The organism is Peribacillus sp. CSMR9, assembly GCF_033141925.1.
Lineage (GTDB): Bacteria > Bacillota > Bacilli > Bacillales > DSM-1321 > Peribacillus > Peribacillus simplex_A.
In genome coordinates this window covers 24,037-49,549 of sequence record NZ_JAOPHO010000032.1, presented here as the reverse complement: position 1 = coordinate 49,549, position 25,513 = coordinate 24,037, and the positions used below count along the sequence as shown (strand labels likewise).

Genomic DNA, 25,513 nt, shown 5'->3' with positions numbered 1-25,513 from the left:
GATTATAAAACAAAAAAAGGTAGATTTCCTCAGAATAAACTGAGAAAATCTACCTCTATTGGCCCGAAGGGACTTTTCCAGTGCCCTCATTTTAAGGTGTCCATTTTTTTTCGTGGGTATAGTTCATGATGTAGAGTGAGAACTTTTCATTTAGGAATGTGGGCAAGTTTGGTTTGGATGGCCAAGCACGTCGAATGTACACATATTGTAAGTCAACTGGGATTCGGGTTATTGAATACGCTTTCATTCGTTAGTGCACTTGGGTTATCGTTTGGTTACATTTTAATCGTGTACAATTTTCTGCAGCACTCGTTATGCACCAAGAAATATTTCAAGCGACCCTTTAAAATTCAGAGTATTGGCCTACTCTCAATTCCAAAGTTCCCGAATACAACTTCGCTACCGTACCGACAGCTGATTCTTCACAAGCATTCCGGGTTCTAGCCTCATCTACCTGTAAGGAATGATGTAATACGAGTATGAAACTATTATTTCTTCGTGGATATACAATGGGGTTCCTATTCTCCATGTTCTTACAGCCGTTGCTCTTGGTGTCGTGTGGCCTTTCTTTCAGAACAGGAATGATTGTCCTTTTTTAGTTACTGTATTCGGTACTCCTTTTTGTTTTAGGAATAGCTTTTGATTTTAATTTTATAACTTTAGTTGTATCCGGTACAACTCTTTCACCCTTTTTTGTGTTCATCACCATTTCTTCTGTCAGGACAAAAAATATACCAACTAGAAAAATGGCAGCTGCGCTTAGTGTAATGGCCATCCCAACAGCGGTTAATAAATAATCCTTGTTGTAATCGCTTACAAAAAAACTTAAACTAAAAATTAAAATCCCGATTACACAACCTGTGCCTGATACCCACTTCACTGCATCCATCATCTTCTGATTAGTTTCCATTATTTCATCCCCTTTCTTTCTATTTTATGACATTTCACAAATTTGTCAAATCTTTTCTATTTTTTAACATATCCACAATGAAAACCTTGACAAATAGAAGACGCCACTATTCACTTTTAGGTATTCAAGACTATATGAAAAATCTGTAAAACAGTATAAATACACTATCATTTTTTCCAATACTATCCTTTTCTATACTTGTAAAAACTTTTTGACTTCAATATCAAATAAATGACCCCTGATGAATTTATCAGGGGCCATACATCTTTCTATGATTTCTGCAAGGTTATCGTTAACGTTTTCTTTTCAGCACCCCGATACACTTTAACCTTCACTTTATCTCCGATTTTCTTATCCGTGTATAAGACTTTCCTTAATTCTGCTGCCGTATTTATTTTCGTTCCATCAATCTCCGCGATGATATCCTGTTGCTTAAGCCCTCCATTCGCTGCTGCCGATCCCGCTTCAATACTTGTAACCATGACACCCGACTTTGCAGCTTCAGGAACATTTTGTAGGTAATACTGTGGCAGTTCTTCTATACTGGCCAAGCTTACTCCTAAATACGGGCGCGTGATTTTTCCGTTTTCAATCAGTTCCGTAACAACCGGAATCACATCATTACTTGGTATGGCAAAACCTAGGCCCTCCACACCATTTTCGGAAATCTTCAAGCTGTTTATGCCTATCACTTCCCCAGCTGTATTGATCAATGCCCCGCCGCTATTGCCAGGGTTGATCGCTGCATCTGTTTGAAGGACATCAAGTTCCCACTCACCGTCCGATGTATCGACTGAAATGGAGCGTCCGGTCGCACTGACGATCCCTTGTGTAACCGAACGTGAAAAGTCAAGTCCAAGAGGGTTACCAATCGCCAATACTTCTTCACCTGGACGCATGCTATCAGAATTCCCGAATTTAATTCCATCAGGTGCTTTCGAGGCATCAATTGTCAAAACCGCTAAGTCCGTCAAGGCATCCGCCCCGACAACCACTGCAGTTGCCTTTTGTCCATCATATAATGAAATTTCGACTTTCTTTGCTCCCTCAATAACATGATTGTTCGTAATGATATAGGCCTTCCCATTTGCCTTTTTAAAAATGACCCCTGAACCAGTGCCGCTCGCAACCGTTTCGCTTTTCGTGCTTTGCTGCTGGAACGGGTCCTGGTTTTGCATCTCTTGTAAATTCACGACCCCTACAATCGATTTGGATGCTGATTCCACCATCTCTGCCCTATCATTTGAATCCGTACTTGTCGATAACTTTTCTGCCGTGACACTTCTATGTTTTTCAACGTTTTCCGTTTGCTCTACACCCGCCTTTTGGGTTGACTCATTCACGGAACCTTTCCCTTGATCTATAAAATCCCCGCCAAATACAAATACAGAAGATGTAACAATAGAAGCAACTGTTCCGGAAACAAGGCCAGTTAGCAAAAGGGACTTACCCTTCTTCCTTTCTGTCTTCACTCTGGCTTGCTCATCACCATTATAATTCTCCATCTTTATCCCTCCTATGATTGTCATTTACTTGGCTCAATCATATACAGTAATTATTAAAAAATTCTTAAGAAATAAAGAAATAAGTGACCTTTTTATAAAAAATATAAAATTTTATCAAATCCTGCTATATGATATTTTGCATGCTAGAAAACAAAAAGGCCTCAACATGGGCCCCTTTTCAATTCGACCGTTATATATACCTTTACATGACTTCATACACTTCTTTTGTCTCCTTATTCACACCATACCAGCCCCAAGTAGCTGCATGGCCATTTTTCTGACTGCCTTCATCCACTTCGAACACTTGAAAAATGTAATCTCCCTTTTCGGCATCATGATCATATTCTATTTGCAAATGCGGGAAATTTTCCATGTCCACGTAATCCTTCACAAGCTTCTCCGCCTGAGATTTACTTAAGGTACTAACCGAATCCTTACTCTCTTCTTTTCCTTTTACCGTCTCAGCTTTTGTATCCGTTACCGCCTTATCTTCTAATTCGGATCCAATGGTCCCTTCTTTACTTGCTTCCTCCACCGGTTCCACTTCGTCATTCCCCTCTACGGTTTCTATAGTGGCTGGGCCTGATACCGGATGCATTTCCGCCGCCTTTAAAACCATTAGTTTACCTTCCTGGTATTTTGCCTTATATGCGGCTGCTTCTTGAAAATCTCTTTGGGCCGAATCAAAATCCTGTTCGTCGTATTTCTTCATTCCACTTGCCAGAAAACCTGAAAGATCCATTAATTCTCTTACTTCCGGTGTTTTTGCTTCTATATAAGCTAATTCAAATGCCTCGTGGGCTTCTAAATAATTTTCCTCATTCAACTGACTTTTCCCCAAATCCATATTGGAATCATAATTCCTTGTTACGCAGCCTGAAGCAATCAACATCAAAAAAATAACCATGAATGTTCTCTTCACTACATCACTCCTCACTTTTCCAAAGATACTCTCCCATATTATTCTATACATCCATCTTAAACCCTTTGATAAGAAAACCGATACCTCTATTTCCTATCATTTTCATTAAGGAAATGTTGACTTTTATGATTATCTTTTTACAAAAAGTGGTACAGAAAGATAAACAGTTGAAAGGATGATGAGCAGAATGAGGCAGGACAAACAGACCTATCATGTCGATTTGGTCAGCGGCGACGTACTCGGACAAAAACTTGAAGAGAACCCGAGCTTCACTGTACACGTAACTGATGAGGAACTTGCAGAATTGAAACAATGCTTGGAGGAACACCGGACAGATGACCTGGAGGCATATGCCCGTTCACATGTGCCCTACCTTCTCTATCATCATGACCGGGCAAATGATAAATACGATGCAGCCATGAAAAAGCTTTATGCCCTCATATATAAATTTGGCGATGAAACGGCCCGAAACCATATCGAAGAAATCGGCATATTGACAGACAACAAATTCGAGGGACAAGAAGAGGTGCAAAAGTTCAAATAGAAAATATGAACAGAACCTGAAACTCAAAGGTTCTGTTTTTTTGAAAATCAGTTGGTGTTATCCCTTAACAATATTATGATGGTGTTCTGAATAAAAATCAGGAGGTCTATCATATAAGTTTTTATTTGGGGCGAGTATCTTTGCTTAGCATTTTTCTGGACATTTTATTTCAGCCTTTTCTAAAAGAAGCCTTCTGACCATCAGCTGGGGAGCCGCTGCACCCAATTTCTCAACCCTCAGCAACTAGCGTCATTTGCGGTTATCGAACTAGCTCCTCCTTCTTTTATAATTGCTTTTGGCGACTTTATTATAAGAGGTGATAAAGTAAAATGAAGACGATACATAAACGAAATTCTTATCTCGATAACCCCGCCCTTTAGGTGCCAACGAAAAAATCCTGTTCATATCCAACAGGATTTTTATCAATCTTTATTCAAAATTCAAAATGACAGGATTCTTGCAAGAAGAATCTAATAAGGACAATGTCTACCCCTTATCCTAAATGGGAAACGGCCTCTTAATAATTTAAGGTGATAGATTCATTTTAATGTTTTTGTTTATAATAAGTTACCGCGAGCGCAAGGGCCAGCACTGTTCCTTTGACGATATCCATAGCATAATACGGAACGGACATCATGATCAAACCATTTTGAAGGATTCCGATCAGGACTGCACCGACAAAGGTTCCAAAGGCATTCGGTTTTCCCGCTCCTAAAACGGAGGAACCAATGAAGGCTGCCGCAACGGCATCCATTAAATAGGGGGACCCTGAATTGATTTCCGATGTCATGACCCTTGAAGCAAGGACAATCCCCCCGATTGCAGCAAATAGAGCTGAAAGCAGATAGGCAAGGATTTTGTATTTATTGACCGATATCCCGGAAAGTCTAGCCGCTTCCTTATTTCCCCCAATCATGTACATATAACGACCGTGCTTCGTATAAGTCAAAAAGATATGGGTCGCTACCACAATGACTGCCATGATCAGGATTATCCATGGTACCTGACCAATTTTGGCGAAAAACGGGCTGATCAGTCCTGTTGCGAATGTTCCGTCGGGCATGACCATATTTTGCGAAACCGTGGCCCCTTTTGTATAGGTAAGGGCAATTCCCTGGATAATGAACATGGTAGCCAATGTCATCAGCATGTCGGGAATTCTCAATTTAACGATCATGAATGAATTCAAAGCCCCTACGACAAGCGAGGCGCCGATCGCAGCTAATATGGCGATTAATGTATCCTGCGAAAACCAGACAAACATTGATATGACGATGGCATTGGCCAATGATGCGACGGAGCCGACGGAAAGGTCGAACCCATTCACTGTCAAGGATATCGTTATGCCGATCGCAATGATGGTCACGATTGAGATGGAACGCAGGATGTTGATCAGATTAGTAGTTTGAATGAAAGATGGATTGGACACGGCAAAAATTCCAATTAGAATGACAATCGTTAATATTGTGCCGTATTTATAGAAAAATTCGAACAGGTCCACCTTTTTCTTCGCTTTCGCTGTCTGTGTAACAGAAATGGGTGTACTCATCCTAATTTCCTCCTGTTGAATAGAATAGCAGTTCTTCTTCATTCGTTTTGCTTGTTTCTAGTTCGATGACAGTGCTCCCGTCATATAACACGTATGTCCGGTTAGTAATGCCAATGATTTCGGAGAGCTCGGATGATGCATAAATGATCGCTTTCCCATCCCTCGCAAGCTTTGCAATCATTTCGAATATATCCTTCTTGGCTCCAACATCGACACCTTTCGTTGGTTCATCGAATATGTATACATCCGCATCGGCTATAAGCCATTTTCCAATGGCAACCTTTTGCTGGTTACCACCTGAAAGGTTTTCGACTTTCACCTCCCCGGAAGGAGTTTTAATGCCGAGACTTGCGATCATTTCCTTCGCTTTTTCCATTTCCGCCTTACGATCCACAAAACTGAATGTCTTGCAGAATTTGCCGATACTGGCTGCAGTCAAGTTCGCCGATACTGATTCCTGAACAAGGACCCCTTCTTTCCTGCGTTCCTCAGGTATAAGTGCCAGACCGCTTTTTACTGCTTGGTGCGGTGATTTCAAAGAAAGCTTACGGCCATTTAGGATGATTTCACCTGCTGTAATCGAAGTATGACCGAAAAGGCTTTTACACAACTCCGTTTTCCCAGCCCCGACCAACCCTGCCAAGCCGATTATCTCCCCTGCTTTAATATGCAGACTGACATTTTTAACTTTCTCTGTATCTGACAATCCCCTCACTTCCAGAATAACGTCGCCAATCGAAGAATTCACTTCAGGGAACTGTTCATCCATGGTTTTCCCTAGCATATTCTCTATCACTTCGTTACGGGTGATGTCTTCCATTTTTCGAAAAGTGACAAGCTCCCCATTCCTCATGATCGTAATTTCCTCACAGATTTCAAAAATCTCAGGCAGACGATGTGAAATGAAAATGACTCCAACACCTTTTTGCTTTAATTCATTTACAATTCGAAAAAGTTCTGTCGTTTCTGTATGACTTAACGGAGCAGTTGGTTCGTCGAGAATCAGGAATTTGCATTCTGTCGAAACGGCTCTTGCTATCAGGACCATCTGTTTTTCAGCCAAAGTAAGGTCTCTTACCAGCTTTTTCGAAGGGACACGAATTTTCATATCTTCAAGAATTAAAGAGGCTTGGTTGTGCAGCTCCTTCCATTGAACTATCTGTTTTTTTCCCATGTTTTGGACCATATCATTCAACATTATATTTTCCCCAACGGTTAAATAAGGGATGAGGGCCGTATCTACTTCCTGATAAACTATTTGAATACCCTGTTCCTGCGCCACTTTGGGCGAGCGGATATCCTGCTTTATCCCATCAATAAAAATGTCACCTGAATAATGAGCATGGGCTCCCGATAAAACCTTCATTAACGTCGATTTCCCTGCTCCGTTTGCACCGACCAATGCGTGGGTTGCCCCTGATTGTATAGAAAAGTCAACTTCACTAAGCGCCTTCACTCCTGGAAATTCAATCGAGATTTTCTTCATTTCTAGTTGCGTGCCCATGTCCATTCCCCCTTATTGAACAGACACTCCCTTCACTTGAAAGAGAGTGTCCCCTTTTACTTTTTATAATGAGCTTTCAAAACTTTCATCCAATCTTCTTCAAATTCCGTTGATACACCCCATCCTTCGACAATACCAGACAGATTTGCCATGTTTACGGCTTCTTTTGAGGCTTGGATTTGCTTTTGTGAAATAAGTGAAGCCTCTAAGTCATAGGTTTGCGGTGTTTTTTCGCCCGCTAATTTTTTTGCCAATATCCTCATATTCACTGCACCAATCAACTTGGGATCGACGGCTGCCGTGTAGGACCATGAGCTAGCGGCCGATTGGATTTCCTGAAGATCTGCATTCGATACATCAATTCCGTATATCTTCACTTCATCGCGGCCCGCTTCTTTAATCGCCCGGGCGGCACCGATAGCGAAGGCATCCCATGTTGCGAAAATGGCATCCAATTTACCTTTTGGGTATTTATTCAGCATTGCGGCTACTGCATTTTGTGTTTGAACCGCAGTATCTGCAGATGCCACTCCGAATCTTTCGACTTCCCTAATTCCAGGGTTTTCTTTTAATTTTTCCTGATAAACTGAATTTCTTCTCACCATTGGAGGAAAACCATCCACCCAAAGGTAAGCAATCGCCGCTTCACCTTTCTGTTCTTCTATCAGTTTATCAAAAGCCAGTGTTGCCAACGCTTCATCATCCTGTGAAGTTAATGTCACACCTTCTATTTTAGATAAATCGCTAATTGAATCGAATGTGACAACGCTTTTACCTGCATCAACCAACTTTTGAACGTCATTCACTGTTGCTGCATCATCACCATGGGAGATGATATAGCCGTCATAATCTTCCTGCAAAGCCTGCGCGATCGCATCATGGAATTTAGCCGTATCCCCATTGGCTGTATACGTATCCACTTGAAAGCCCATTGCTTCTCCTTCTTCCTTCGCTCCAGCAAGGTATTGGGCCGTATGATCATCACCGCCAATTTTACGGATCACTTTGATTTTGGCCCCTTCCCCATCAGCAAATCTTTCCGGTACATTTTCAAATGATACTTTTTCTTCTTTCTTCGATTCTGTGGAACTCTGTCCTGTAGAACAACCCGTTAAAAGCAACGCCGAAGCGATGGCTGAAACGAATATCCCTTTAATAGATCTTCCCATCTTGTTTCCCTCCACATTCTCTTATTATTCTTATCAGTTAAGTTGGTGTAAATCATAAAATAAAAACCTCTCTAGTAATAGAGAGGTTTAATCAGCTGTATTGCAGACTTATCCCTCTCTTATCTGTCAAAACATTTCTGTTTTGCAGGATTTAGCACCAATTCCTAATGGAACGGTTGCTGGGCATCTTAGGGCCAGTCCCTCCGCCACTCTTGATAAGAGAATATATCGTGTTACGTTTTTCGTAATTATCACTTTATAGGGATATAGTCGTAAAGTCAATAGTTTTTCGAATATTCGAAATGTTTCCTGCTACTTTTATTTTCTTTGAAGCTGGGCTAGACGCTTTTTCTCAATTTTTTCAAGTCTCTCCAACTGACGTAGTTTCACTTCGAACACAGTGATCGGATCACGGTAAACTTCCGGATTTTCTTTCATATGCTCCAATGTAGCCTGGTAGTCTTTAATTTCTGTCTGCGTTTGCTCTATTGTTTTTTGAAGTAAGGCAAATGAGCTGCGATAGAAAAGTGAGATGTCCCGATCTAAAGATTTTTCAAACAATCCAAATTGGGTAAGGAAGCGTTCAGTGATCATTTCCGCAACATCCTGGTAATCTTCACTTTCCAAGTATTTCTTATAACGATTGTACATATTGGCTTTATTTTGCGGTATTGCCCCAAACAGCTTTCCTGCTCCTTTAAGCAGCAATTGTGATGGAGTCCTTCGCAAAAGGATATTAACGTCATCGATGCGGATACTGCTTGTCATCCGGTCGGCATCACGGCGCCAGTCATCCAATACCCTGAAGTCACCTGCCAGCATAATCCGTTCTTCTTTGTATAATTCATTGAATCCGGCACTCATCTCATCCATAAACTGTTGGCTTTGTGAGAACTCCATTTGGGAACTAGCAATCCAATCTTGAAGAGAACGGTAATATTGAGGCATGATCTTGTCAGAAATGAAGGCTTGAATCCGCTCATTCATTTCATGGTTCAACTGTATATGGACCTGACTGAAATCACTGCTTTCCGTTAACGATTTAGAGCAATCCCTCAGTAATTCAGGAATTTTAGAAGAAAGCTGACTTTTCACTTCATCCTTAAGCACACGGTACGACCTTATGATATTTTCACTTTTTTCTTTTTCTAAATCAGCCAGTTGATTGACCGCACCATTCAATTTGACTTCCATCTGTTCATTCCAAGAGATGGAATGCTCGCATTTCCGTTCATTGGCTGTCCGTTTTTCTAACAGATAAGATAAAGTTTTACGAATGAAAGCAAGGATTTTTTCAGATCTTCTTTCTTTCCAATTATCATCTTGATAATTCGATTGAAGGAATGCAGAAAGGTCATTCAACTGCTGCTTGCTGTCATAAAGTTTAGAGAAAGCGAACACTTTCGCATTCGGGAAATATGCATTCACTTTATCCCATGTTTCGTCTTCCATCCGGACCGCGACTTGATCACTGTATATCGTATCCATTTTATTTAATAAGAAATGAATCGGCAGTTTCGGAGCCATCATTTGAATTTCCAATAACAGGTCCCGTTCACTACCGGTGAAAGGCGCCCGGGCATCAAGAACGAACATCAGGCCATCACTGCCATGTAAATAGCCTTGGAAATCCGATTCCACGCTTTTTTCCCCATTGAACCCCGGTGTATCCAATAATCGCAGACGATTATTTCTAAGATAGTCACTAATAAGCGTCACATCGACAATAGTCCCGCGCTGGCGGCGTGTTTCATCCAATTCAGTTAGCTCCATGACAACCTTGCTATCTGTATCGGTAATTTCAAGGATTTCCAAATCATCCCCGTCTTTGACGCTGACTAGTGAAGAATGATCTTCGGCAGCGATGCTCTCGCCAACTATTGACTGTATAAAGGATGTCTTGCCATTTCCTGTACTTCCCACAAGAAGAAGATTGAAATTTCCGGTATCCTTAAGCCCCTCGACCATCCATTTAAGCTTATTGCCAACCCTTAAATCATTCTCTTCAGCCCATTGGATGATAGAATTGAACAGTTTCTCTCCCGCTTCCAGTCCGCCTCCCAATTTAGGCGATTTCGAAAGCAGGCTTTCTGCATCCTGAATGACCAGCGCATTAATCGTATCCGGGAAGATTTCATTCCAGGACAGCGCGGATGCCGCCGCAAACAGCGAAAGCTCCCCATCTGCGATTTTCAGCCAGTTTTCCAGCAACCTTGGCACGACAGGGCTTAAATCTTTGATTAGGTGCGTTCCTTCCAACAGACCTGCATATGCATCCCTGTAATAGACGGAAAGCTCATCCCATACATCCCCTTGGTTTAATTCGATGGTATCTATCAAGTTATTAATCACTCTTAGCCATTCAAAATAAGAATCGGTATATTTATAATTTTTCCAGAGGGCAACCGTCACCTTTTCGAAACGACCCTGGTCAAGTGTGTATAGCGAACCAAGGACAGTTGAAAAGTAGTCCGGATCCATCGATTGGGCAACCCCCTGCTGGATATACGTTTTCAGCACATCGAACCAGCCCATTGATTCTGTACGGATACTTTCATTCGCCGCTAATACCACCGCACTGTTCCAATCCTTTTGTTCTTCAAAAAAGGCTCGTGCGATTTCCGTGACATTCGGATAGTCAGGTTGAAACTCTACTGCTTCTTTCACGACTTTGGAAGCCAAATCATTTCTAGATTCAACTATGTACAGGGAAAACAGTTGCAAAAGAACCTCCGTTTTCAAAACCGCTTCATTCGTATCGACGGATTTATAAATATCCTCTGCGGTTGAATACATTTCCAGTTCAAAATAAGCATCAGCGATGTTTTTCTTCGCCCATGAACCAAGTTCACCTTCTATGTTTTCCCATTTAAAAATGGCTGCTTCAAAGTCATGGTGCTGAAAGTATACTTCACCTTGAGCGAATCGAACTGCCGTTAAATCCGCTCTTTCTTTTTTTTGTTCCACGAGAAACATTTCACCCAAAGCTTGAATGGGGTGTTTCCTTGTATCCTCAATCATCGTTTCATAATATTTTTTCCCGATCAGCCGTTCGTCCATCTTTATTCCCCCGATATATTTCATATTTTCAATTAAAGGATAATCACTAATTTGAAAAGCAGTCAAGAAGCCCTAACATGCAATTAATAGGTTCCTTTAGTTAAGAAAATTATTTGTAAAACCTTAAAATATTATTTTAACAAAACAATATGGTAACAACATGTCACCACTCTTACAATTTTAAAACAGAAATGAATGGAACTGTAATGATTTTAATGAACCGATACAGAGATGTCATTTCCATATTCGAGAAATTATGTTTTTTCTAGTTTAACCGGTATCTGAAAAGTTTAGCGAACCATTCTTTATACATCTAAATTACCAGAAGTCCAGCCCTTTAACTACCTAAAACTAAAAACGGTAATAAGACAAATCCTCTACCCCACTCATTACTAATATCCCATTTTATCGTTCATATAAAAAAGCAGCACCCTCATTCGTGAAAGGTAACTGCTCTCTGATAAGCTCCGAACAGTCATTGTCCTTTGACAAATTAGGATTATACCCCTGTACGCTTACGTTGGTTATTCGGCTTTTTGGTCAACTGGCTTTTAAGCTGTTTCGTTTTCTTCACTACGCCGGTTTCCAGTTTATCTTTACTTGATCCTGCTTGCTTTTGAGCCAGTTTTTGTTTGACTGCATCCGCCAGGCTTAACTTTTTATTTTCAGACATAATGTTGTCTCCTTTAGTGTTCTGCCTTCTATTATAATATAGTTGCGGTTAGAAAGATAATAGGGAGTTATATCCGATTCTTTTTGCAAAAAATACCCCTCGATAAAGGAAGTTTCGCCAACGGAGGACTAATTCCCTGCTTAAAAGGAATAATGAAATGATAAATTATGTTGACTTCATAATCAGAATTTGCTAAATTATCTTTATATTATAAAATCTATGAAGAGAAAGAGTAAGATTAGTACCCTGTTCCACAGAGAGTCGACATTTGGTGGAAGTCGATGTCCAAGGCCTATCCGAAAATCATCTCTGAGATGCAAAGCTGAAAATGCAGTAGGCTTTGACGGGTTTCCGCCGTTACAATGGATCACGTATGAATTCGTACGTTGACTGAGTGCCGCAGCTTCTTATGAAGTGCGGAATATGGGTGGTAACGCGAGCACAAACTCGTCCCTGATTTTCAGGGGCGAGTTTTTTATTTGCACAAAACACTTAAAATAGCCTTTTTCAGGCCAGTCGGCGGGAGTTATCATTTTAAAAAAAAGGAGAATCACCATGAAAAAAACAGACACATTATTTATCGGCCTAATGCTTTTCTCAATGTTCTTCGGAGCCGGGAATCTTATATTCCCCCCATTTTTAGGGGCGTCTTCGGGAACTTCTTTTTGGCCAGCCATTACCGGTTTTATCGCCACTGGAGTCGGCCTGCCAATTTTAGTGCTTCTCGCCGTCTCACTTGTTAAAGGCGGGGCACAAACTATCGGGGCACGTGTACATCCTCTATTCAGCACGTTGTTCATGGTTGTCATTTATTTAAGCATCGGACCTTTTCTAGCCATTCCACGGAATGCGAATGTCGCCTATGAAATGGGCTTCAAGCCATATCTTGGTGACTCAATGAATCAATCCCTATTCCTATTCATATTCACAACCATATTTTTCATCATCGTTTATGCCATTTCATTGAATCCAAAAAAAATGGAAACCTTCATGGGACGCTGGATTACACCTATTCTGCTTTTGTCCATGGTCATTCTCTGTGTTGTCGGATTCGTAAAGCTTGATGCTCCATTCAAAGCTCCAACAGACGCATATGCAGCAGGAGCATTTTCGAAAGGGTTCATTGAAGGGTACAACACGATGGATGCTTTAGCTGCCCTGGCATTTGGGATCGTCATCCTTACTTCAATCCAGCAAAGAGGGATTTCCGATCGAAAACAATTGACGAGATATACAGTAAAAGCGGGTCTCATCGCTGGTGTATTGCTTTCATTAGTCTATATCTCCTTAGGTATAATGGGAGCACGCATGGCAGCCGATGGGTCATTCGAAAACGGAACGGATATCCTCACAGTCGCATCCACCCTTTTACTTGGAACTGGCGGGAAGGCCCTTCTCGGCATCATTTTCACTTTAGCATGTTTCACCACCGTCGTCGGATTGACGACCGCTTGCGGACAGTACTTCTCGAAACTTTTTCCCAAGCTGAACTACAAAAGCGTCATTCTGATTGTAACAATCGTCGGTTTCATCCTTTCAAATATGGGTCTGAATCAAATTCTGAAAGTATCGGTACCATTCCTTGTGATGGCTTATCCGTTAACGATCGTCCTGATTGTCCTGACATTCTTCAGCCGTCATTTCAAAAACCCGAAGAAGGTTTATCGCAGTGCAATGACTTTCACAGGAGTTTTCGCCTTGATGGATGGGCTGAATGCTTTCGGCTTACAATTAGGACCCGTGCAAACCTTGACTGATGTCCTTCCCCTTTCCGCTTACGGCATGGAGTGGGTCATCCCTGCTCTCATCGGTACAGCCCTTGGCATTCTGCTCAGTCAAATCGGACAAACAGCTCCAGCTGAGGAGTTGGAAATCAAAACATTATTATAATGAGGGAAGCAGATGATTTTACAGATCATCTGCTTATTTTTTGGACGGCCTGCATTGCTTTATTTTGGAAAACACCATCCACTTTTTGTTATGATGGGGTTAAAGGAGATGATAAGTAATATGTCGAAACAAACCCGTATTGGTAAAACAGATTTGTATGTAAATCCGATTGGCCTTGGAACGAATGCCATTGGCGGACATAACCTATTCCCTAATCTAAGCGAGGATACAGGAAGGAACGTCTTGAGAACGGCACTTGATGAAGGAATTAACTTTTGGGATACAGCTTACATTTACGGTCCGGAGCGCTCAGAAGAACTTATCGGTGAAATCCTTAAAGAGAGTCGCAAACGCGACGATATCGTACTTGCCACTAAAGGGGCACATAAATTTTCCGATGGCAATATCGTCTTTGATAACTCTCCGGCTTTTCTGAAAAATGCCGTGGATTCGAGTCTAAAAAGGCTCCAAACAGACTACATCGACTTATTCTATATCCATTTCCCTGATGAGGGTACTCCTAAAGATGAAGCAGTAGGTGCCTTAAAGGAATTGAAGGATGCAGGCAAAATCAAGTCAATCGGAGTCTCGAACTTTTCGTTCGAACAATTGAAGGAAGCGAATAAAGACGGCTATGTCGATGTCCTGCAATCCGAGTACAATCTATTCAAACGGGAGGCAGAACAAGACCTACTGCCATATACAGCCGAAAATAATATCTCCTTCATTCCTTATTTCCCCCTTGCTTCCGGTCTTCTCGGCGGCAAATATAATCAAGAATCAACATTCGAGGACGGCCGGGCAAAAAGTCCGCTTTTCCAAGGACAAGCCTTTGTAAGCAACCTGCAAAAAGTGGAAGAGGTACGGGCGATCGCCAACAGGAAGCATGCCGATGTTGCCGATGTGGTACTAGCTTGGTATTTAACTCGGCACTCGGTAGATGTCCTGATTCCCGGAGCGAAAAAGCCAGAACAGGTCATACGCAACTTAAAAGCATTAGATGTCAATCTAACCATGGATGAAATCGCCGAAATCAGTGCCATTTTCGCTTAGTATATAGAAGGAAAGGCTGTTCAGCACTGTTGAGCAGCCCTTTCTTGATTTATCCCATCTTCATTCCTAACCTGTGGTTCCAAGCTCCCTATTAATTGAACGTCTTACATTACTAGATGATTAGGATCTTCTATTTCGCTATATTTAGTGAATATTCCACCAATTAAAGAAGAGGCAGCCTGATGAAAAAATCTATTGTTATTTTATTTTTTCTCATCTTGGCCAATCTGTTCTGGGCCGGTAATTACATTTTCGACAAATACGTTGTGACCGAACTTTCCTCCATCCAACTAACATTTACGCGATGGCTGATTGCGGTATTTTTATTATTTCCTCTAGCCCAATGGATTGAAAAGCCATATTGGAGGAGTGTATGGAAAGAATGGAGATTGCTGTTAAAGGAGAAAATTTCAGCCCTCCATGCACTCGGACTTATCATATCTTTATTGACACCTTCTGGATATTTTCCAGCTCACCTCAGCCACAGCCGTTTCCATATTTCTCGGATTGATTCTCGTCGCTCCATTTGCCATTGACTCGGGATTGAATCTTGATTTAAGCAGTAAAACAAGCAGAGGACTCATATACATTTGAATCTTCCCGTCTGTTGGCCCCTTTATTTTCTGGAATATTTCCCTTCGTCATATCAATGCAAGCCAGGCTGGAATTTATCTAAATCTGATTGCTGTTTTTACCGCCATTCTTAACCTACTTTTAGGTCAACCGATTACTTTGGTCCAACTCCTGGACGGTCTCCTTGCCTTCATTGGTGTCTATCTGACAAGTAAAAAGAAAAAAGAATACCCGGCTGCCGTCATGAAGAACTTGTAAAAAATGTACAGAATTTCAAACCTCCTAACGCTTTCTTGTCTTTTCCCCTTGTCTACCCAGCATGATTTACGTTATCCTTTAAAGAAGAAAATCTGAATGCAAAGGTGTGCTTTAGTTGAGGATCAATAAATATATCAGTGAATCCGGAATTACCTCGAGACGAGGCGCAGATAAATGGATAGCCGATGGCCGTGTGACGATTAATGGCACAGTTGCTGAGCTTGGCAGTCAAGCTGAACCCGGGGATGATGTTCGTGTAGATGGCAAGCCAATAAAAGTGGAACAGCAAAATGTCTATATTGCACTGAATAAACCGATAGGGATTACAAGTACGACGGAAAAACACATTAAAGGAAATATTGTTGATTTTGTAAATCATCCGCTTCGCATTTTTCATATCGGACGGCTGGACAAAGACTCTAGTGGACTGATCCTGCTTACGAATGATGGAGACATCGTAAATGAAATCCTTCGTGCAGAAAACAAACATGAAAAGGAATATATCGTAACCGTGGATAAGCCACTTACCGCTTCCTTCATTCAAGATATGTCATCCGGCGTGGAGATTTTGGATACGAAAACACTTCCATGTAAGGTTAAGCAATTGACCAAATATACATTCAACATCACCTTGATGCAAGGATTGAACAGACAAATCCGCCGTATGTGCTCAGCACTCGGTTATGAGGTCCGTGATTTACATCGAATCCGAATCATGAATATCCATTTGGACGGACTGGCGCTCGGACAATGGCGCGACCTGACCAAAGATGAATTATCGGAACTATTCAAGGAGTTGGATTATACCCCTAGGCAGAGATAACTATTGAGATGCTCCCAGAATTCAGGGGGCATCGTTTTTTTATTTCAGAAGATTTTTCAGCAATAAAATTGCTATTTTGTTCTTTTTGGGTACTTTTACTCGTGAGTTTCGCACTTTTACTCGTGAATTCCGCTCTTTTACTCGTGAGTTTCGCACTTTTACTCGTGAATTCCGCTCATTTACTCGTGAATTCCGCTTTACTCGTGAATTTCGCACTTTTACTCGTGAATTCCGTACTTTTACTCGTGAGTTTCGTACTTTTACTCGTGAGTTTCGCACTTTTACTCGTGAATTCCACTTTACTCGTGAATTTCGCACTTTTACTCGCGAATTTCGCACTTTTACTCGTGAATTCCACTTTACTCGTGAATTCCGTTTTTAATGGCCAAAATAAAAAGCAACCTCTAATAGGCTGCTCGTAATCGGCTATAAAATTATACCCACCATAAATCAGTTGGACTTTCGTTGATGAGGACAGTTTTTAAATTGGTTACCGCCCGTTGAAATCCTTCTTCGACTGACATCAGCGGATCTTCGTGTTCGATGCTGACGACGTAATCGTAACCGTATGTGCGAAGGGCGCTCATGATGTCGGACCAATCTTGCAGGCTGTGTCCGCATCCTACTGAGCGAAAGTTCCAGGCGCGGCTTTGGACATTTCCATATGGCTGCATGTCGGTTAATCCATACATATTGATATTATCCTGATCCAAGTATGTGTCTTTTGCGTGGAAGTGGTAGATTGCCCCCGCTTTCCCTAGAATTTTGATGGCTCCGACTGGCTCGATGCCCTGCCACCAAAGATGGCTTGGATCAAGGTTGGCTCCTATTGCATCCGATGTAGCTTCCCGCAGTTTTAACAAGGTGTAGGGTGTGTGAACGAGAAAACCACCGTGCAGTTCAAGTCCAATTTTTATATTGTGTTCATCGGCAATGGCGGCTACTTTTTTCCAATAGGGGATCAATTTTTCTTCCCATTGCCATTTCAGCACATCTGTATACTCATTGGGCCATGGGGCGACAGGCCAGTTTGGATATTTAGCTCCTTCGTGATCACCAGCTGTACCAGAAAAGGTATTGACGACCGGGACATTTAGTAAGGATGCAAGCTTGATTGTTTTAATCAGTGTTTCATCACTTTCTTTGGCGAACGCTTTATCTGGAGAGATCGGATTGCCGTGGCAGCTGAATGCACTGATCGTTAATCCTCTTGTTTGAACGGATTCCAGGTATTTTTGGCGCTTTTCTTCACTATCCAGCAGTTCATCGAGTGGACAATGGATATTGCCTGGATACCCGCCTGTACCGATTTCAACTGTTTTTAATCCGGAATCCGCAACATAATCAAGCATATCCTCGAATGATTTTTGAGCAAATAGCACGGTAAAAACCCCTAATTTCACAAGCCCCACCTCACCTTTTCTTTAGTTTATGCTCATGACCTTCCCACTTGCCGAGCTTTGATAAATGGCTTCGATTATTTTTGAAACTTTCATGGCTTCCGATGGTTTTACCAATGGTTCCACCAATCCTAGGCAGCTGTCAATAAAGTTCTCTGCCTGCTGCAGGTCTGGTGTATCCTCCCCTGGCATCCATACTGCCTCACTATTTAATAGCATGCCGTGCTTAGCCTGATTCAAGACTAATGGGAACACATCAAGTCCGCCCTGTGTTCCGGATAAACTCAAAACAGTTGCTTCTTCACGGATATTCGCGGCCCAAGAAGTTTCGAATAATAGAGATGCTCCGTTGGCAAATTTGATATAAGCCGTGGCATGGTCATCCACTTCAAATACCGATGCATCGAAATTCCCCCATAGATTGACCTGATCGACACCCTTACTGACATAATTATATGTCGAACCTACGATTTCAATCGGTTCTGGGTCATCCATCAGCCATAAAGCCAAATCAAGCAAATGGCAGCCGTAGTCGATTACGCTTCCCCCGCCTTGCAATTCTTTGCTTGTAAATACTCCCCAGCCAGGGACTTTTCGGCGTCTGATTGCCTGTACACGCGCTACATATGGCTCACCGATTTCACCGGCCTGAATCATTTTCTTTGCAGCCTGGGCTTCCTTCATGAAGCGGTAATGATAAGCAGTCGATAACACTTTACCCGATATGTTTGCAGCCTCGGTTATTGCCTTACATTCCTCAGTTGTAATGGCCATCGGCTTTTCGCATAACACATGTACACCCGCTTGCAGGGCAGCAATTGAAATCTCCGCATGGAACTTATTTGGCGTTGCAATCGTAACAGCATCCACTTCAGCAAACATTTCTTCATAATTGGTGAAAACCTTCTCAATATGAAATTCACGTGCCACTTCTCGCGCCTTCATTTCATCTATATCCTGAATGGCGTATAAAACTACCTTATCTTGAAATTTTTGAAAAGCTGGGATATGCCTTTTTTGGGCAATTCCGCCAGCACCGATAATACCCATTTTTAATTTGTACATGATGACTATAAACCCCTTTATAAGCGGATGATTTTTCGGGATGCATTTGATTCCATCGCGCCAAGAATGACTTTTAATGATTTTAACCCTTCAACTCCGGAGACAAGAGGCTCCTCATTGTTCACCACACATTTTACAAAGTGGCTGATCACTTCGGAATCATGCTGTCCATCAGAATCATTTGTCTGGATGCTTCCTAATTGGATGGTTTCTGTCTTTCCACCATCATGATGGATGATCAGTGAGTATTTCGGATCGTCTTCAAGGCGCAATACCGCTTTTTCCGTATAAATGACCGTCGCATTGTCTTCTTTTGCATAAGACCAGCTGGCGGTAAGAGTACCGATGATACCGCTCTCCGTCCGGAGAATACAGGCCGCACTGTCATCAACGTCTGTGTTCTTCTTGGCAGTCGTTTCCACAAAGGCTCCCACTTCAACAAATTCCTCTCCAAGGAGATACCTTAATAAATCAGCTTTATGGACGCCTAAGTCGCCCATTGCACCAATGACTGCCTGATCCTTTTTAAAAAACCAGCTTTCCCGTCCGTCCACGCTCCAGGTTTCTGGCCCGGAATGTCCAAAGGCCGTCCGGAAGCTATAGACTTTTCCTAGCTTCCCACTCTCAATAAGCTGTTTCGCTTTTTGATGCGAAGGAACAAAACGCTGATTATGACCAATCATTAGTATTTTTCCGCTTTTCGCTGATGCTTCATTCATTTTTTCAGCTTCATCTAAAGAAGTGGCCATTGGTTTTTCACAAAGGACATGCTTACCTGCTTCCAAGGCCGCAACTGTGATGCCTGCATGCAGGTAATTCGGTGTACACACACTGATCGCTTCAATCTCCTCATTTTTCAAAAGTTCTATATAATCAGTATATGCTTGGGCGCCATACCTTTGTGCTGCTGCATTCGCCCGGTCTGGCACAATATCACAAACGGCAATGATTTCAGTTTCCTTATGTGCATCATACTCCGGAAAATGCCTATTTTTTGCGATACTCCCGCATCCAATGACTCCTACCTTCACTTTGCCCATTCTGTTCTCTCCTTCACTTCAGCTCTTTGTTGATATGGATTCCAACGGTTCGGCTTTCCCATAGTTCGTTACCATTCCAAATTCTGGCTTGACCCAATCAACGGCATTCTTAATTACCCGTTGAATCTCTGGATTATGGTAAGTCGGATATGTTTCATGACCTGGACGGAAATAGAAAATTCTCCCTTTTCCCCGCTGATACGTGCAACCGCTTCTGAAGATCTCCCCGCCTTCAAACCAACTGACGAATATTAATTGATCTGGTGCAGGAATATCAAAATGTTCCCCATACATCTCTTCCTTCTCAAGCTCTATATATTCTCCGATTCCATCAACGATCGGATGACTGGGATCGACAACCCAGAGCCTTTCCCTCTCATCCGCCACCCGCCATTTCAAATCGCAAGTCGTGCCCATTAACTGTTTGAAGATTTTAGAGAAATGACCAGAATGAAGGACGATGAGACCCATTCCCTCGAGAACTCGCTTCTGAACCCTCGTAACGATTTCATCCTGAACTTCATCATGTGCTACATGTCCCCACCATAGAAGTACATCCGTTCGTTTCAGTGCTTCTTCGGTTAATCCATGCTCTTCTTCATCGAGAGTGGCCGTCCTCACTTCGACCTGCTCACTTTGTAAAAAGCCGGAAATTGCCCCATGGATTCCATCTGGATATACTTCGGCTACTTCAGGCTTTGTTTTCTCGTGGCGAAACTCATTCCATACTAGGACTCTCATGAACAATCTCCTCCATATCAATTTGTCGGCATCTTGCTCCTGCTCGTATGTTAACTATTACCTCTTTATTCGTAACGCAAACGTTTGCGTTAAACGTGATCAAACCTTAGTCGATTATCAGATCATACTTATTGGCTTATAGAAAGTTGAATTTTCAAAAATAATAGTGATAATCTATATTGTAAATTTATGTTAGCAAAAATCAAGCTTTAATTAGTAAAACATTTCTACATTTTTCATTTAAAATCCTTTTCGGCAACAAAATGCGACTCCCGCTTTATGATTTTGGTAGGGATACTTATACTTTTTTCCATCATTTCAGGATTTGCAATGAGATCGAACACGCATTTTGCCGCCTCATACCCTAACTGATACGTATGGATATCAACCGTTGTAAGCGGCGTACTTAAAAATTCTATGAATTCTGAGTGATTAAAACAGACGACACTAATTTGCTCCGGCACTTTCAAGTTCTTTTCAGCTAAAACTCCAAGCAAAAGAACTCCCAATAAAAGATCCATAACCAAAAAAGCGGTTGGAGCCTTACTTAATTCCAGCAATTCATCAATCGCCTTTATTCCATCCGTTCGATTTAAAGGGATCAATTTGATATATTCCTGTGGCACATCTAATCCAGCCTGCTCCATCGCTTGTTGAAACCCTGTCAAGCGGGCTTGAATCACTTCAAACTCTGGACTTCCTCCTAAAAAGGCGATTCGCTCATGTCCAAGGCTGATTACAAACTCAGATACTTCCCTGGCCGCTTGAACATTATCGTTATCAATGAATGTGATGCCGCTCACGTTCGTACTTGGCTTCCCTATCAAAACAAACGGAAAGCCTTGCTTTATTAAATACGGCACTACTTTATCGTCCTTTTTAGAGTATAAAACAATCATGCCATCCACTCTTCTGCCCTGAACCATTTTCACGACATCCTCAAAGATGGCATCTTCCGTCTCGCCGGTTGTCAAAGAAAGGCTGTACCCCTCTTTATTGCAGAAATCCCCGATGCCTCGGATCACTTCTGGAAAAAAGGGATTATAAAGTGATTCCCTTGCGGAACTTTTCATGACGATTCCAATGGCTTTTGTGGACTTCGTGACTAAGTTGCGGGCATTTTCATTCATATGATAGCCCATTTCTTTTAATACCTTGCGTACCTTACGCTTTGTCTTTTCACTTATTGTCGGGCTGTTATGAATTACACGCGATACCGTTGATGGAGCGACATTCGCTTTTTTGGCAACGTCCTTTATTGTAACAGACATATTCATCACCACTCCCCGTTCACCGCATATGGTTTAATATTCCCTATATTTAAATAGTTATTTAACGGCTCCATCTGCAATTCCTTTGATAATTTGCCTTTGAGCAAAAAAATACGCAATGATGACTGGAATGATGGATAAAGTAAGTCCAGCCAAGGCAAGATGCCATTGTTTCGTATATTGCCCGAAAAAGAAGAACAATTTAAGCGGAATGGTCTCCGATCCCTCGCCACCAATAACAAGGGATGGCAACAAATAGTCATTCCATATCCAAATGACATTTAAGATCCCAACTGTAATGGACATCGGTTTTAATAATGGAAAGATGATATGCCAAAATACTTGAAACCGGTTAGCACCATCAATTTTAGCTGCTTCATCAAGAGAGATGGGAATCCCTTTTAATGTACCATGGTATAGGAATATGGAAAGACTGCAGCCAAAACCTAAATACATGAAAATCAGTCCGGCCTTGTTCAGCATCCCCAGCTGACCAAATTGGGCAACAAGCGGTATCATCACAGACTGAAACGGAATCAACATGGCTGCTACAAACACAAAGAAAAGCAAGGAACTTATTTTACTTTTGTTTCGGGAAAGTGCATATGCGGCCATCGCAGAAAAGATGATAATAATGACTACACTGACGCCCGATATCAATAAAGAATTGAATAAAGTCCGGAGGAAATCCAATTGCTCGAAAGCTTGAATGAAGTTTTCGAATGTCCAGGTTTCAGGCAGTCCCAGTGTATCGGCAAATATATCCCGCTTCATTTTAAAAGCATTGACAATCATTAAATAAAACGGAGTGAGCCATATTACGGCTAAAATGAAACCGATGAATCCAACCAGCCATAGCTTCCATTTTTTTCTCATTACAGCTCAACCTCCCTTTTCTTATTGATATACACTTGTGTTAAAGAAACTGCTGCCACAATTACGAAAAAGATTACGGCTTTTGCCTGTGCATATGCCATATCATTTTCGGTGAAAGCGGATTTTACAATGTTCATCGCGACCATTTCGGTTGAATTATAGGGAGCTCCGTTTGTCAAAGAAAGATTTTGATCATAAATCTTGAACGAGTGGGACAGCGTCAAAAACAAACTGACGGTAAAAGCAGGTGCCACAAGCGGGAAGGTGATATGGCGAAAGCGCTGGAAGCTGTTAGCCCCATCAATTTTTGCCGCTTCGATCAAGTCTTCAGGAACAGCCTGCAGATATGCAATATAAATGATCATGATATACCCGGCCATTTGCCAAGACGTTAATATGATCAATCCCCAAAAACCTGTTTCTGTCGTTGATAACCATCCATTAAATGCCTCGATCCCAGTCAAGTCACCAATCGCACCAAAGACCTTAATGAAAATGAACTGCCAAATAAAACCTAGGATCAGGCCGCCAATTAAATTGGGCATAAAGAAAACTGTCCGCAGTATGTTGCTTGATTTGATTTTCGATGTCACGATAAGAGCCAAACTTAAACCGATGACATTGATTACAACAATTGCCGCTACGGAAAATTTAATGGTGAACCAAAATGTATCCAGAAACCCTCTATCCGTAAACAAATCCATATAATTCTTAAGACCGATGAAAGCTGGCGTCCCTAGACCGTTCCAATTCGTAAAGGAATAATAAAATCCGTAGATGAGTGGCACGATCACCACCAAAATGAGTGCAGCAAGAACAGGTGTCAAAAACAGCCAATATGCGGCATCCCGATTCCTCAACGAAACCGACCTCCTTGAAATGATTTAATAGATAACGGATTTCAAAAAATATTAAAAATCATCGATCATGACTAGTTAGTAAATGATGTATACCTTATTTACGCAATTTCCCTTAGCTACTTTCTTGTAACAAGGAACAACCAATCGACACCCTTTTCATGCCGATTGGTCATTTGCCATTCCGAACACTTACTTGCTATGAATCTTCTCCCAATTTTCAATGTTCTGTTGGACAAGTTCATCCCACGTCAATTTACCAGTTACGTACTTTTGGACACTTGCACCAAGGTCATCATTCCAACCAACCGGATATCCATTAAACACCCACCCAATCGTGTTTCCATCTTGGGAGTATTTATAAATTTCTTTTGAAATTGGATCGGCTATTTTTTCTACATCATATCCTTCATAAGCAGGAATGAATTTAAAATCTTCCAAAACGGCTTTTTTCCCTTCTTCAGATGTATACATCCAGTCGAGGAACTTCTTCGCTTCTTCCTGTACCTTTTCATCCGATTTCTTGTTCACTGCCCAATAGTTCGGTACGCCGACCGGCATTCCTGCTTTGTCTCCATTAGGAATCGGAATGATACCAATGCCTTTTTCCGCTAATTCCGGGTCCATATCATATACTGTGTTATACACCCAGTTACCTTGCTGAATGATTGCAACCTTTTCAAGTGAGAACAACTCTTCCACTTGTTGGGAGTAATCAAGACTTGTTGTCGGCTGGACGGAATATTTATTTTGGATATCGACCATTTGTTTAAACTTGTCACCATCCGTGAATTTAACAGTTGGAGACTTGCTTGCTTTTAGCACATTCCCATCAAACTCCGGCGCTAAGAATACATTGGATAAATGGTTTCCTGTCACCCACTTCTCTTTAACCGGGTAAGCGAAAACTGCATCGATTTTCAATTTGTCTTTCTGTGAATCCATTTTCTTAACTGCCGCCTCTAGTGCTGCATAACTTGTAATTTCTTCAGGATTGATTCCGGCTTCCTTAAATATCCGTTTGTTATAAATCAAGCCGTATCCTTCCTGGTTAAATGGAAGTCCAAGAACTTGCCCGTCCTCTTCCACGCCATCCAAAGTGCCATCAAGTGCTGCTGCCGCTGCCTTCGTGTCCTTTAAATCTAATAATCTATCTTTATATTGTTTGACATCTACCGGTCCGCCAATGTTAAAAACCGCTGGCTCCTCACCTGAAGCGAACTTTGCCGTAATGGCTGATTTATAATCATTTCCACCGCCAACTGTCGATATCTTGATCTTCACATCTGGATTTTCTTTTTCATATTGTTTCACCAATGCCTCGAATTGCGACTTGAATTCTACCTTGAATTGAAAAATATCCAGAGTCACTTTATCCTTAGAGTCGCTGTTTCCACCAGTAGAAGAAGAGCATCCAGCCAAAATCACACTAAAAATTAATAAAACAGAAAAGATTCCCCCGTACCATTTTTTACGATTCATGCCTACCGACTCTCCCTTTTTTCATAATATTCATGCAATTTTAAGAAAACGTTTGCATAAAATAGTAAAATAAAAACCTTTCGTTCTACGATATGAATAGTCTATCGTACTTCTTTTACATCACCTCCTCACAAACTCTTTTGCAAACGTTTACATTTATGCGCTTTATATTACCACCAAATTCCATACTTTACAATTAAATTGTAGTATATTGTAAAAAAAGGATGTTTAAAACCTTCTCAATCTAATTATATGATTCAGAAACCATTGATTATTCCTTTAAACGATTATAAAAACTATTTTTTTGTACGGGCCATTTTCACCTCTGACATTAGTACCCAAAAAGGG

Annotated in this window: 23 protein-coding genes, 1 riboswitch and 1 other annotated feature; of the genes, 6 read left to right on the top strand and 17 right to left on the bottom strand. The window is 41.5% G+C overall.

Annotation, left to right across the window (positions count from 1 at the left end; translation table 11 throughout):
- Window positions 1–595: 595 nt before the first annotated feature.
- The 3 genes from N9I19_RS15000 to N9I19_RS14990 form a co-directional block, all read right to left on the bottom strand.
- Entirely contained in the window at window positions 596–910 is a 315-nt protein-coding gene (locus N9I19_RS15000) for a hypothetical protein (protein WP_061461379.1), read from the bottom strand.
- A gap of 269 nt (window positions 911–1,179) precedes the next feature.
- A complete protein-coding gene (locus tag N9I19_RS14995; RefSeq protein WP_317778241.1) occupies window positions 1,180–2,415 on the bottom strand; it encodes a S1C family serine protease in 1,236 nt (411 codons plus the stop codon).
- Window positions 2,416–2,617: 202 nt separating this feature from the next.
- Window positions 2,618–3,337, bottom strand: coding sequence for a hypothetical protein (locus N9I19_RS14990; RefSeq protein ID WP_317778240.1), 720 nt, complete (start codon window positions 3,335–3,337; stop codon window positions 2,618–2,620).
- Between the two features lie 187 nt (window positions 3,338–3,524).
- Between N9I19_RS14990 and N9I19_RS14985 the strand changes: the two genes are divergently transcribed.
- Window positions 3,525–3,881 carry a hydrolase gene (locus tag N9I19_RS14985; RefSeq protein WP_284471915.1) on the top strand — a complete coding sequence of 119 codons (357 nt, stop codon included), beginning with the start codon at window positions 3,525–3,527 and terminating at the stop codon, window positions 3,879–3,881.
- A gap of 544 nt (window positions 3,882–4,425) precedes the next feature.
- On the opposite strand, the gene N9I19_RS14980 is transcribed toward N9I19_RS14985, so the two are convergent.
- The 5 genes from N9I19_RS14980 to N9I19_RS14960 all read right to left on the bottom strand — a co-directional run bounded on the left by N9I19_RS14980 (window position 4,426) and on the right by N9I19_RS14960 (window position 11,836).
- The gene (locus N9I19_RS14980; RefSeq protein ID WP_317778239.1) at window positions 4,426–5,430 is read right to left on the bottom strand and encodes an ABC transporter permease; all 1,005 of its coding nucleotides are present in this window, start codon (window positions 5,428–5,430) and stop codon (window positions 4,426–4,428) included.
- A gap of 1 nt (window position 5,431) precedes the next feature.
- On the bottom strand, window positions 5,432–6,934 hold the full coding sequence (locus N9I19_RS14975; protein WP_317778238.1) for a sugar ABC transporter ATP-binding protein: 1,503 nt from the start codon (window positions 6,932–6,934) through the stop codon (window positions 5,432–5,434).
- Between the two features lie 56 nt (window positions 6,935–6,990).
- Entirely contained in the window at window positions 6,991–8,103 is a 1,113-nt protein-coding gene (locus N9I19_RS14970) for a sugar ABC transporter substrate-binding protein (protein WP_317778237.1), read from the bottom strand.
- Window positions 8,104–8,219: 116 nt separating this feature from the next.
- A riboswitch (SAM riboswitch) is annotated at window positions 8,220–8,325 on the bottom strand.
- Window positions 8,326–8,421: 96 nt separating this feature from the next.
- Window positions 8,422–11,163 carry a GTPase domain-containing protein gene (locus tag N9I19_RS14965; RefSeq protein ID WP_317778236.1) on the bottom strand — a complete coding sequence of 914 codons (2,742 nt, stop codon included), beginning with the start codon at window positions 11,161–11,163 and terminating at the stop codon, window positions 8,422–8,424.
- Between the two features lie 499 nt (window positions 11,164–11,662).
- A complete protein-coding gene (locus N9I19_RS14960; RefSeq protein ID WP_164468807.1) occupies window positions 11,663–11,836 on the bottom strand; it encodes a hypothetical protein in 174 nt (57 codons plus the stop codon).
- Window positions 11,837–12,046: 210 nt separating this feature from the next.
- Window positions 12,047–12,294: a binding site (T-box leader), on the top strand.
- Window positions 12,295–12,391: 97 nt separating this feature from the next.
- Between N9I19_RS14960 and brnQ the strand changes: the two genes are divergently transcribed.
- From brnQ to rluF, 5 genes are all read left to right on the top strand, one after another.
- Window positions 12,392–13,726 carry a branched-chain amino acid transport system II carrier protein gene (gene brnQ / locus N9I19_RS14955; RefSeq protein WP_317778235.1) on the top strand — a complete coding sequence of 445 codons (1,335 nt, stop codon included), beginning with the start codon at window positions 12,392–12,394 and terminating at the stop codon, window positions 13,724–13,726.
- A gap of 120 nt (window positions 13,727–13,846) precedes the next feature.
- The gene (locus N9I19_RS14950) at window positions 13,847–14,779 is read left to right on the top strand and encodes an aldo/keto reductase (protein WP_317778234.1); all 933 of its coding nucleotides are present in this window, start codon (window positions 13,847–13,849) and stop codon (window positions 14,777–14,779) included.
- Window positions 14,780–14,961: 182 nt separating this feature from the next.
- Window positions 14,962–15,315 carry an EamA family transporter gene (locus N9I19_RS14945; protein WP_317778233.1) on the top strand — a complete coding sequence of 118 codons (354 nt, stop codon included), beginning with the start codon at window positions 14,962–14,964 and terminating at the stop codon, window positions 15,313–15,315.
- Window positions 15,316–15,373: 58 nt separating this feature from the next.
- Window positions 15,374–15,610 (top strand): DMT family transporter, encoded by a 237-nt coding sequence (locus N9I19_RS14940; protein WP_081108671.1) that lies wholly within the window; start codon window positions 15,374–15,376, stop codon window positions 15,608–15,610.
- A gap of 115 nt (window positions 15,611–15,725) precedes the next feature.
- The gene (rluF, locus tag N9I19_RS14935; RefSeq protein WP_061461357.1) at window positions 15,726–16,433 is read left to right on the top strand and encodes a 23S rRNA pseudouridine(2604) synthase RluF; all 708 of its coding nucleotides are present in this window, start codon (window positions 15,726–15,728) and stop codon (window positions 16,431–16,433) included.
- 175 nt (window positions 16,434–16,608) lie between these two features.
- Here rluF and N9I19_RS14930 read toward each other — a convergent pair whose 3' ends face one another.
- From N9I19_RS14930 to N9I19_RS14890, 9 genes are all read right to left on the bottom strand, one after another.
- Window positions 16,609–16,791 (bottom strand): hypothetical protein, encoded by a 183-nt coding sequence (locus N9I19_RS14930; RefSeq protein ID WP_317778232.1) that lies wholly within the window; start codon window positions 16,789–16,791, stop codon window positions 16,609–16,611.
- 76 nt (window positions 16,792–16,867) lie between these two features.
- Entirely contained in the window at window positions 16,868–17,836 is a 969-nt protein-coding gene (locus N9I19_RS14925; RefSeq protein WP_061461355.1) for a sugar phosphate isomerase/epimerase family protein, read from the bottom strand.
- A 21-nt stretch (window positions 17,837–17,857) separates the two neighbouring features.
- Window positions 17,858–18,898 carry a Gfo/Idh/MocA family protein gene (locus N9I19_RS14920; RefSeq protein WP_089362554.1) on the bottom strand — a complete coding sequence of 347 codons (1,041 nt, stop codon included), beginning with the start codon at window positions 18,896–18,898 and terminating at the stop codon, window positions 17,858–17,860.
- Window positions 18,899–18,915: 17 nt separating this feature from the next.
- Window positions 18,916–19,938, bottom strand: coding sequence for a Gfo/Idh/MocA family protein (locus N9I19_RS14915; RefSeq protein WP_317778231.1), 1,023 nt, complete (start codon window positions 19,936–19,938; stop codon window positions 18,916–18,918).
- Between the two features lie 18 nt (window positions 19,939–19,956).
- Window positions 19,957–20,679: a ThuA domain-containing protein gene (locus tag N9I19_RS14910; protein ID WP_089362552.1), complete on the bottom strand. Its 723-nt coding sequence runs from the start codon at window positions 20,677–20,679 to the stop codon at window positions 19,957–19,959.
- Window positions 20,680–20,915: 236 nt separating this feature from the next.
- The gene (locus N9I19_RS14905) at window positions 20,916–21,950 is read right to left on the bottom strand and encodes a LacI family DNA-binding transcriptional regulator (protein WP_317778230.1); all 1,035 of its coding nucleotides are present in this window, start codon (window positions 21,948–21,950) and stop codon (window positions 20,916–20,918) included.
- A 57-nt stretch (window positions 21,951–22,007) separates the two neighbouring features.
- On the bottom strand, window positions 22,008–22,826 hold the full coding sequence (locus N9I19_RS14900; RefSeq protein WP_061461345.1) for a carbohydrate ABC transporter permease: 819 nt from the start codon (window positions 22,824–22,826) through the stop codon (window positions 22,008–22,010).
- Window positions 22,826–23,686, bottom strand: coding sequence for a carbohydrate ABC transporter permease (locus N9I19_RS14895; RefSeq protein WP_061461343.1), 861 nt, complete (start codon window positions 23,684–23,686; stop codon window positions 22,826–22,828). The genes N9I19_RS14900 and N9I19_RS14895 overlap by 1 nt, the downstream gene beginning before the upstream one ends.
- Window positions 23,687–23,875: 189 nt before the next feature.
- Window positions 23,876–25,165 carry an ABC transporter substrate-binding protein gene (locus tag N9I19_RS14890; protein ID WP_061461341.1) on the bottom strand — a complete coding sequence of 430 codons (1,290 nt, stop codon included), beginning with the start codon at window positions 25,163–25,165 and terminating at the stop codon, window positions 23,876–23,878.
- Between the last annotated feature and the right edge of the window lie 348 nt (window positions 25,166–25,513).

Bases quoted from the DNA above. Each gene is read 5' to 3' on its own strand.
- N9I19_RS15000 (WP_061461379.1), bottom strand. From the start codon at position 910: ATGGAAACTAATCAGAAGATGATGGATGCAGTGAAGTGGGTATCAGGC.
- N9I19_RS14900 (WP_061461345.1), bottom strand. From the start codon at position 22,826: ATGAGAAAAAAATGGAAGCTATGGCTGGTTGGATTCATCGGTTTCATT.
- N9I19_RS14945 (WP_317778233.1), top strand. From the start codon at position 14,962: ATGAAAAAATCTATTGTTATTTTATTTTTTCTCATCTTGGCCAATCTG.
- N9I19_RS14970 (WP_317778237.1), bottom strand. From the start codon at position 8,103: ATGGGAAGATCTATTAAAGGGATATTCGTTTCAGCCATCGCTTCGGCG.
- N9I19_RS14985 (WP_284471915.1), top strand. From the start codon at position 3,525: ATGAGGCAGGACAAACAGACCTATCATGTCGATTTGGTCAGCGGCGAC.
- N9I19_RS14960 (WP_164468807.1), bottom strand. From the start codon at position 11,836: ATGTCTGAAAATAAAAAGTTAAGCCTGGCGGATGCAGTCAAACAAAAA.
- N9I19_RS14910 (WP_089362552.1), bottom strand. From the start codon at position 20,679: ATGAGAGTCCTAGTATGGAATGAGTTTCGCCACGAGAAAACAAAGCCT.
- N9I19_RS14890 (WP_061461341.1), bottom strand. From the start codon at position 25,165: ATGAATCGTAAAAAATGGTACGGGGGAATCTTTTCTGTTTTATTAATT.
- N9I19_RS14980 (WP_317778239.1), bottom strand. From the start codon at position 5,430: ATGAGTACACCCATTTCTGTTACACAGACAGCGAAAGCGAAGAAAAAG.
- N9I19_RS14920 (WP_089362554.1), bottom strand. From the start codon at position 18,898: ATGTACAAATTAAAAATGGGTATTATCGGTGCTGGCGGAATTGCCCAA.
- N9I19_RS14905 (WP_317778230.1), bottom strand. From the start codon at position 21,950: ATGTCTGTTACAATAAAGGACGTTGCCAAAAAAGCGAATGTCGCTCCA.
- N9I19_RS14965 (WP_317778236.1), bottom strand. From the start codon at position 11,163: ATGGACGAACGGCTGATCGGGAAAAAATATTATGAAACGATGATTGAG.
- brnQ (WP_317778235.1), top strand. From the start codon at position 12,392: ATGAAAAAAACAGACACATTATTTATCGGCCTAATGCTTTTCTCAATG.
- N9I19_RS14975 (WP_317778238.1), bottom strand. From the start codon at position 6,934: ATGGGCACGCAACTAGAAATGAAGAAAATCTCGATTGAATTTCCAGGA.
- N9I19_RS14915 (WP_317778231.1), bottom strand. From the start codon at position 19,938: ATGGGCAAAGTGAAGGTAGGAGTCATTGGATGCGGGAGTATCGCAAAA.
- N9I19_RS14995 (WP_317778241.1), bottom strand. From the start codon at position 2,415: ATGGAGAATTATAATGGTGATGAGCAAGCCAGAGTGAAGACAGAAAGG.
- N9I19_RS14950 (WP_317778234.1), top strand. From the start codon at position 13,847: ATGTCGAAACAAACCCGTATTGGTAAAACAGATTTGTATGTAAATCCG.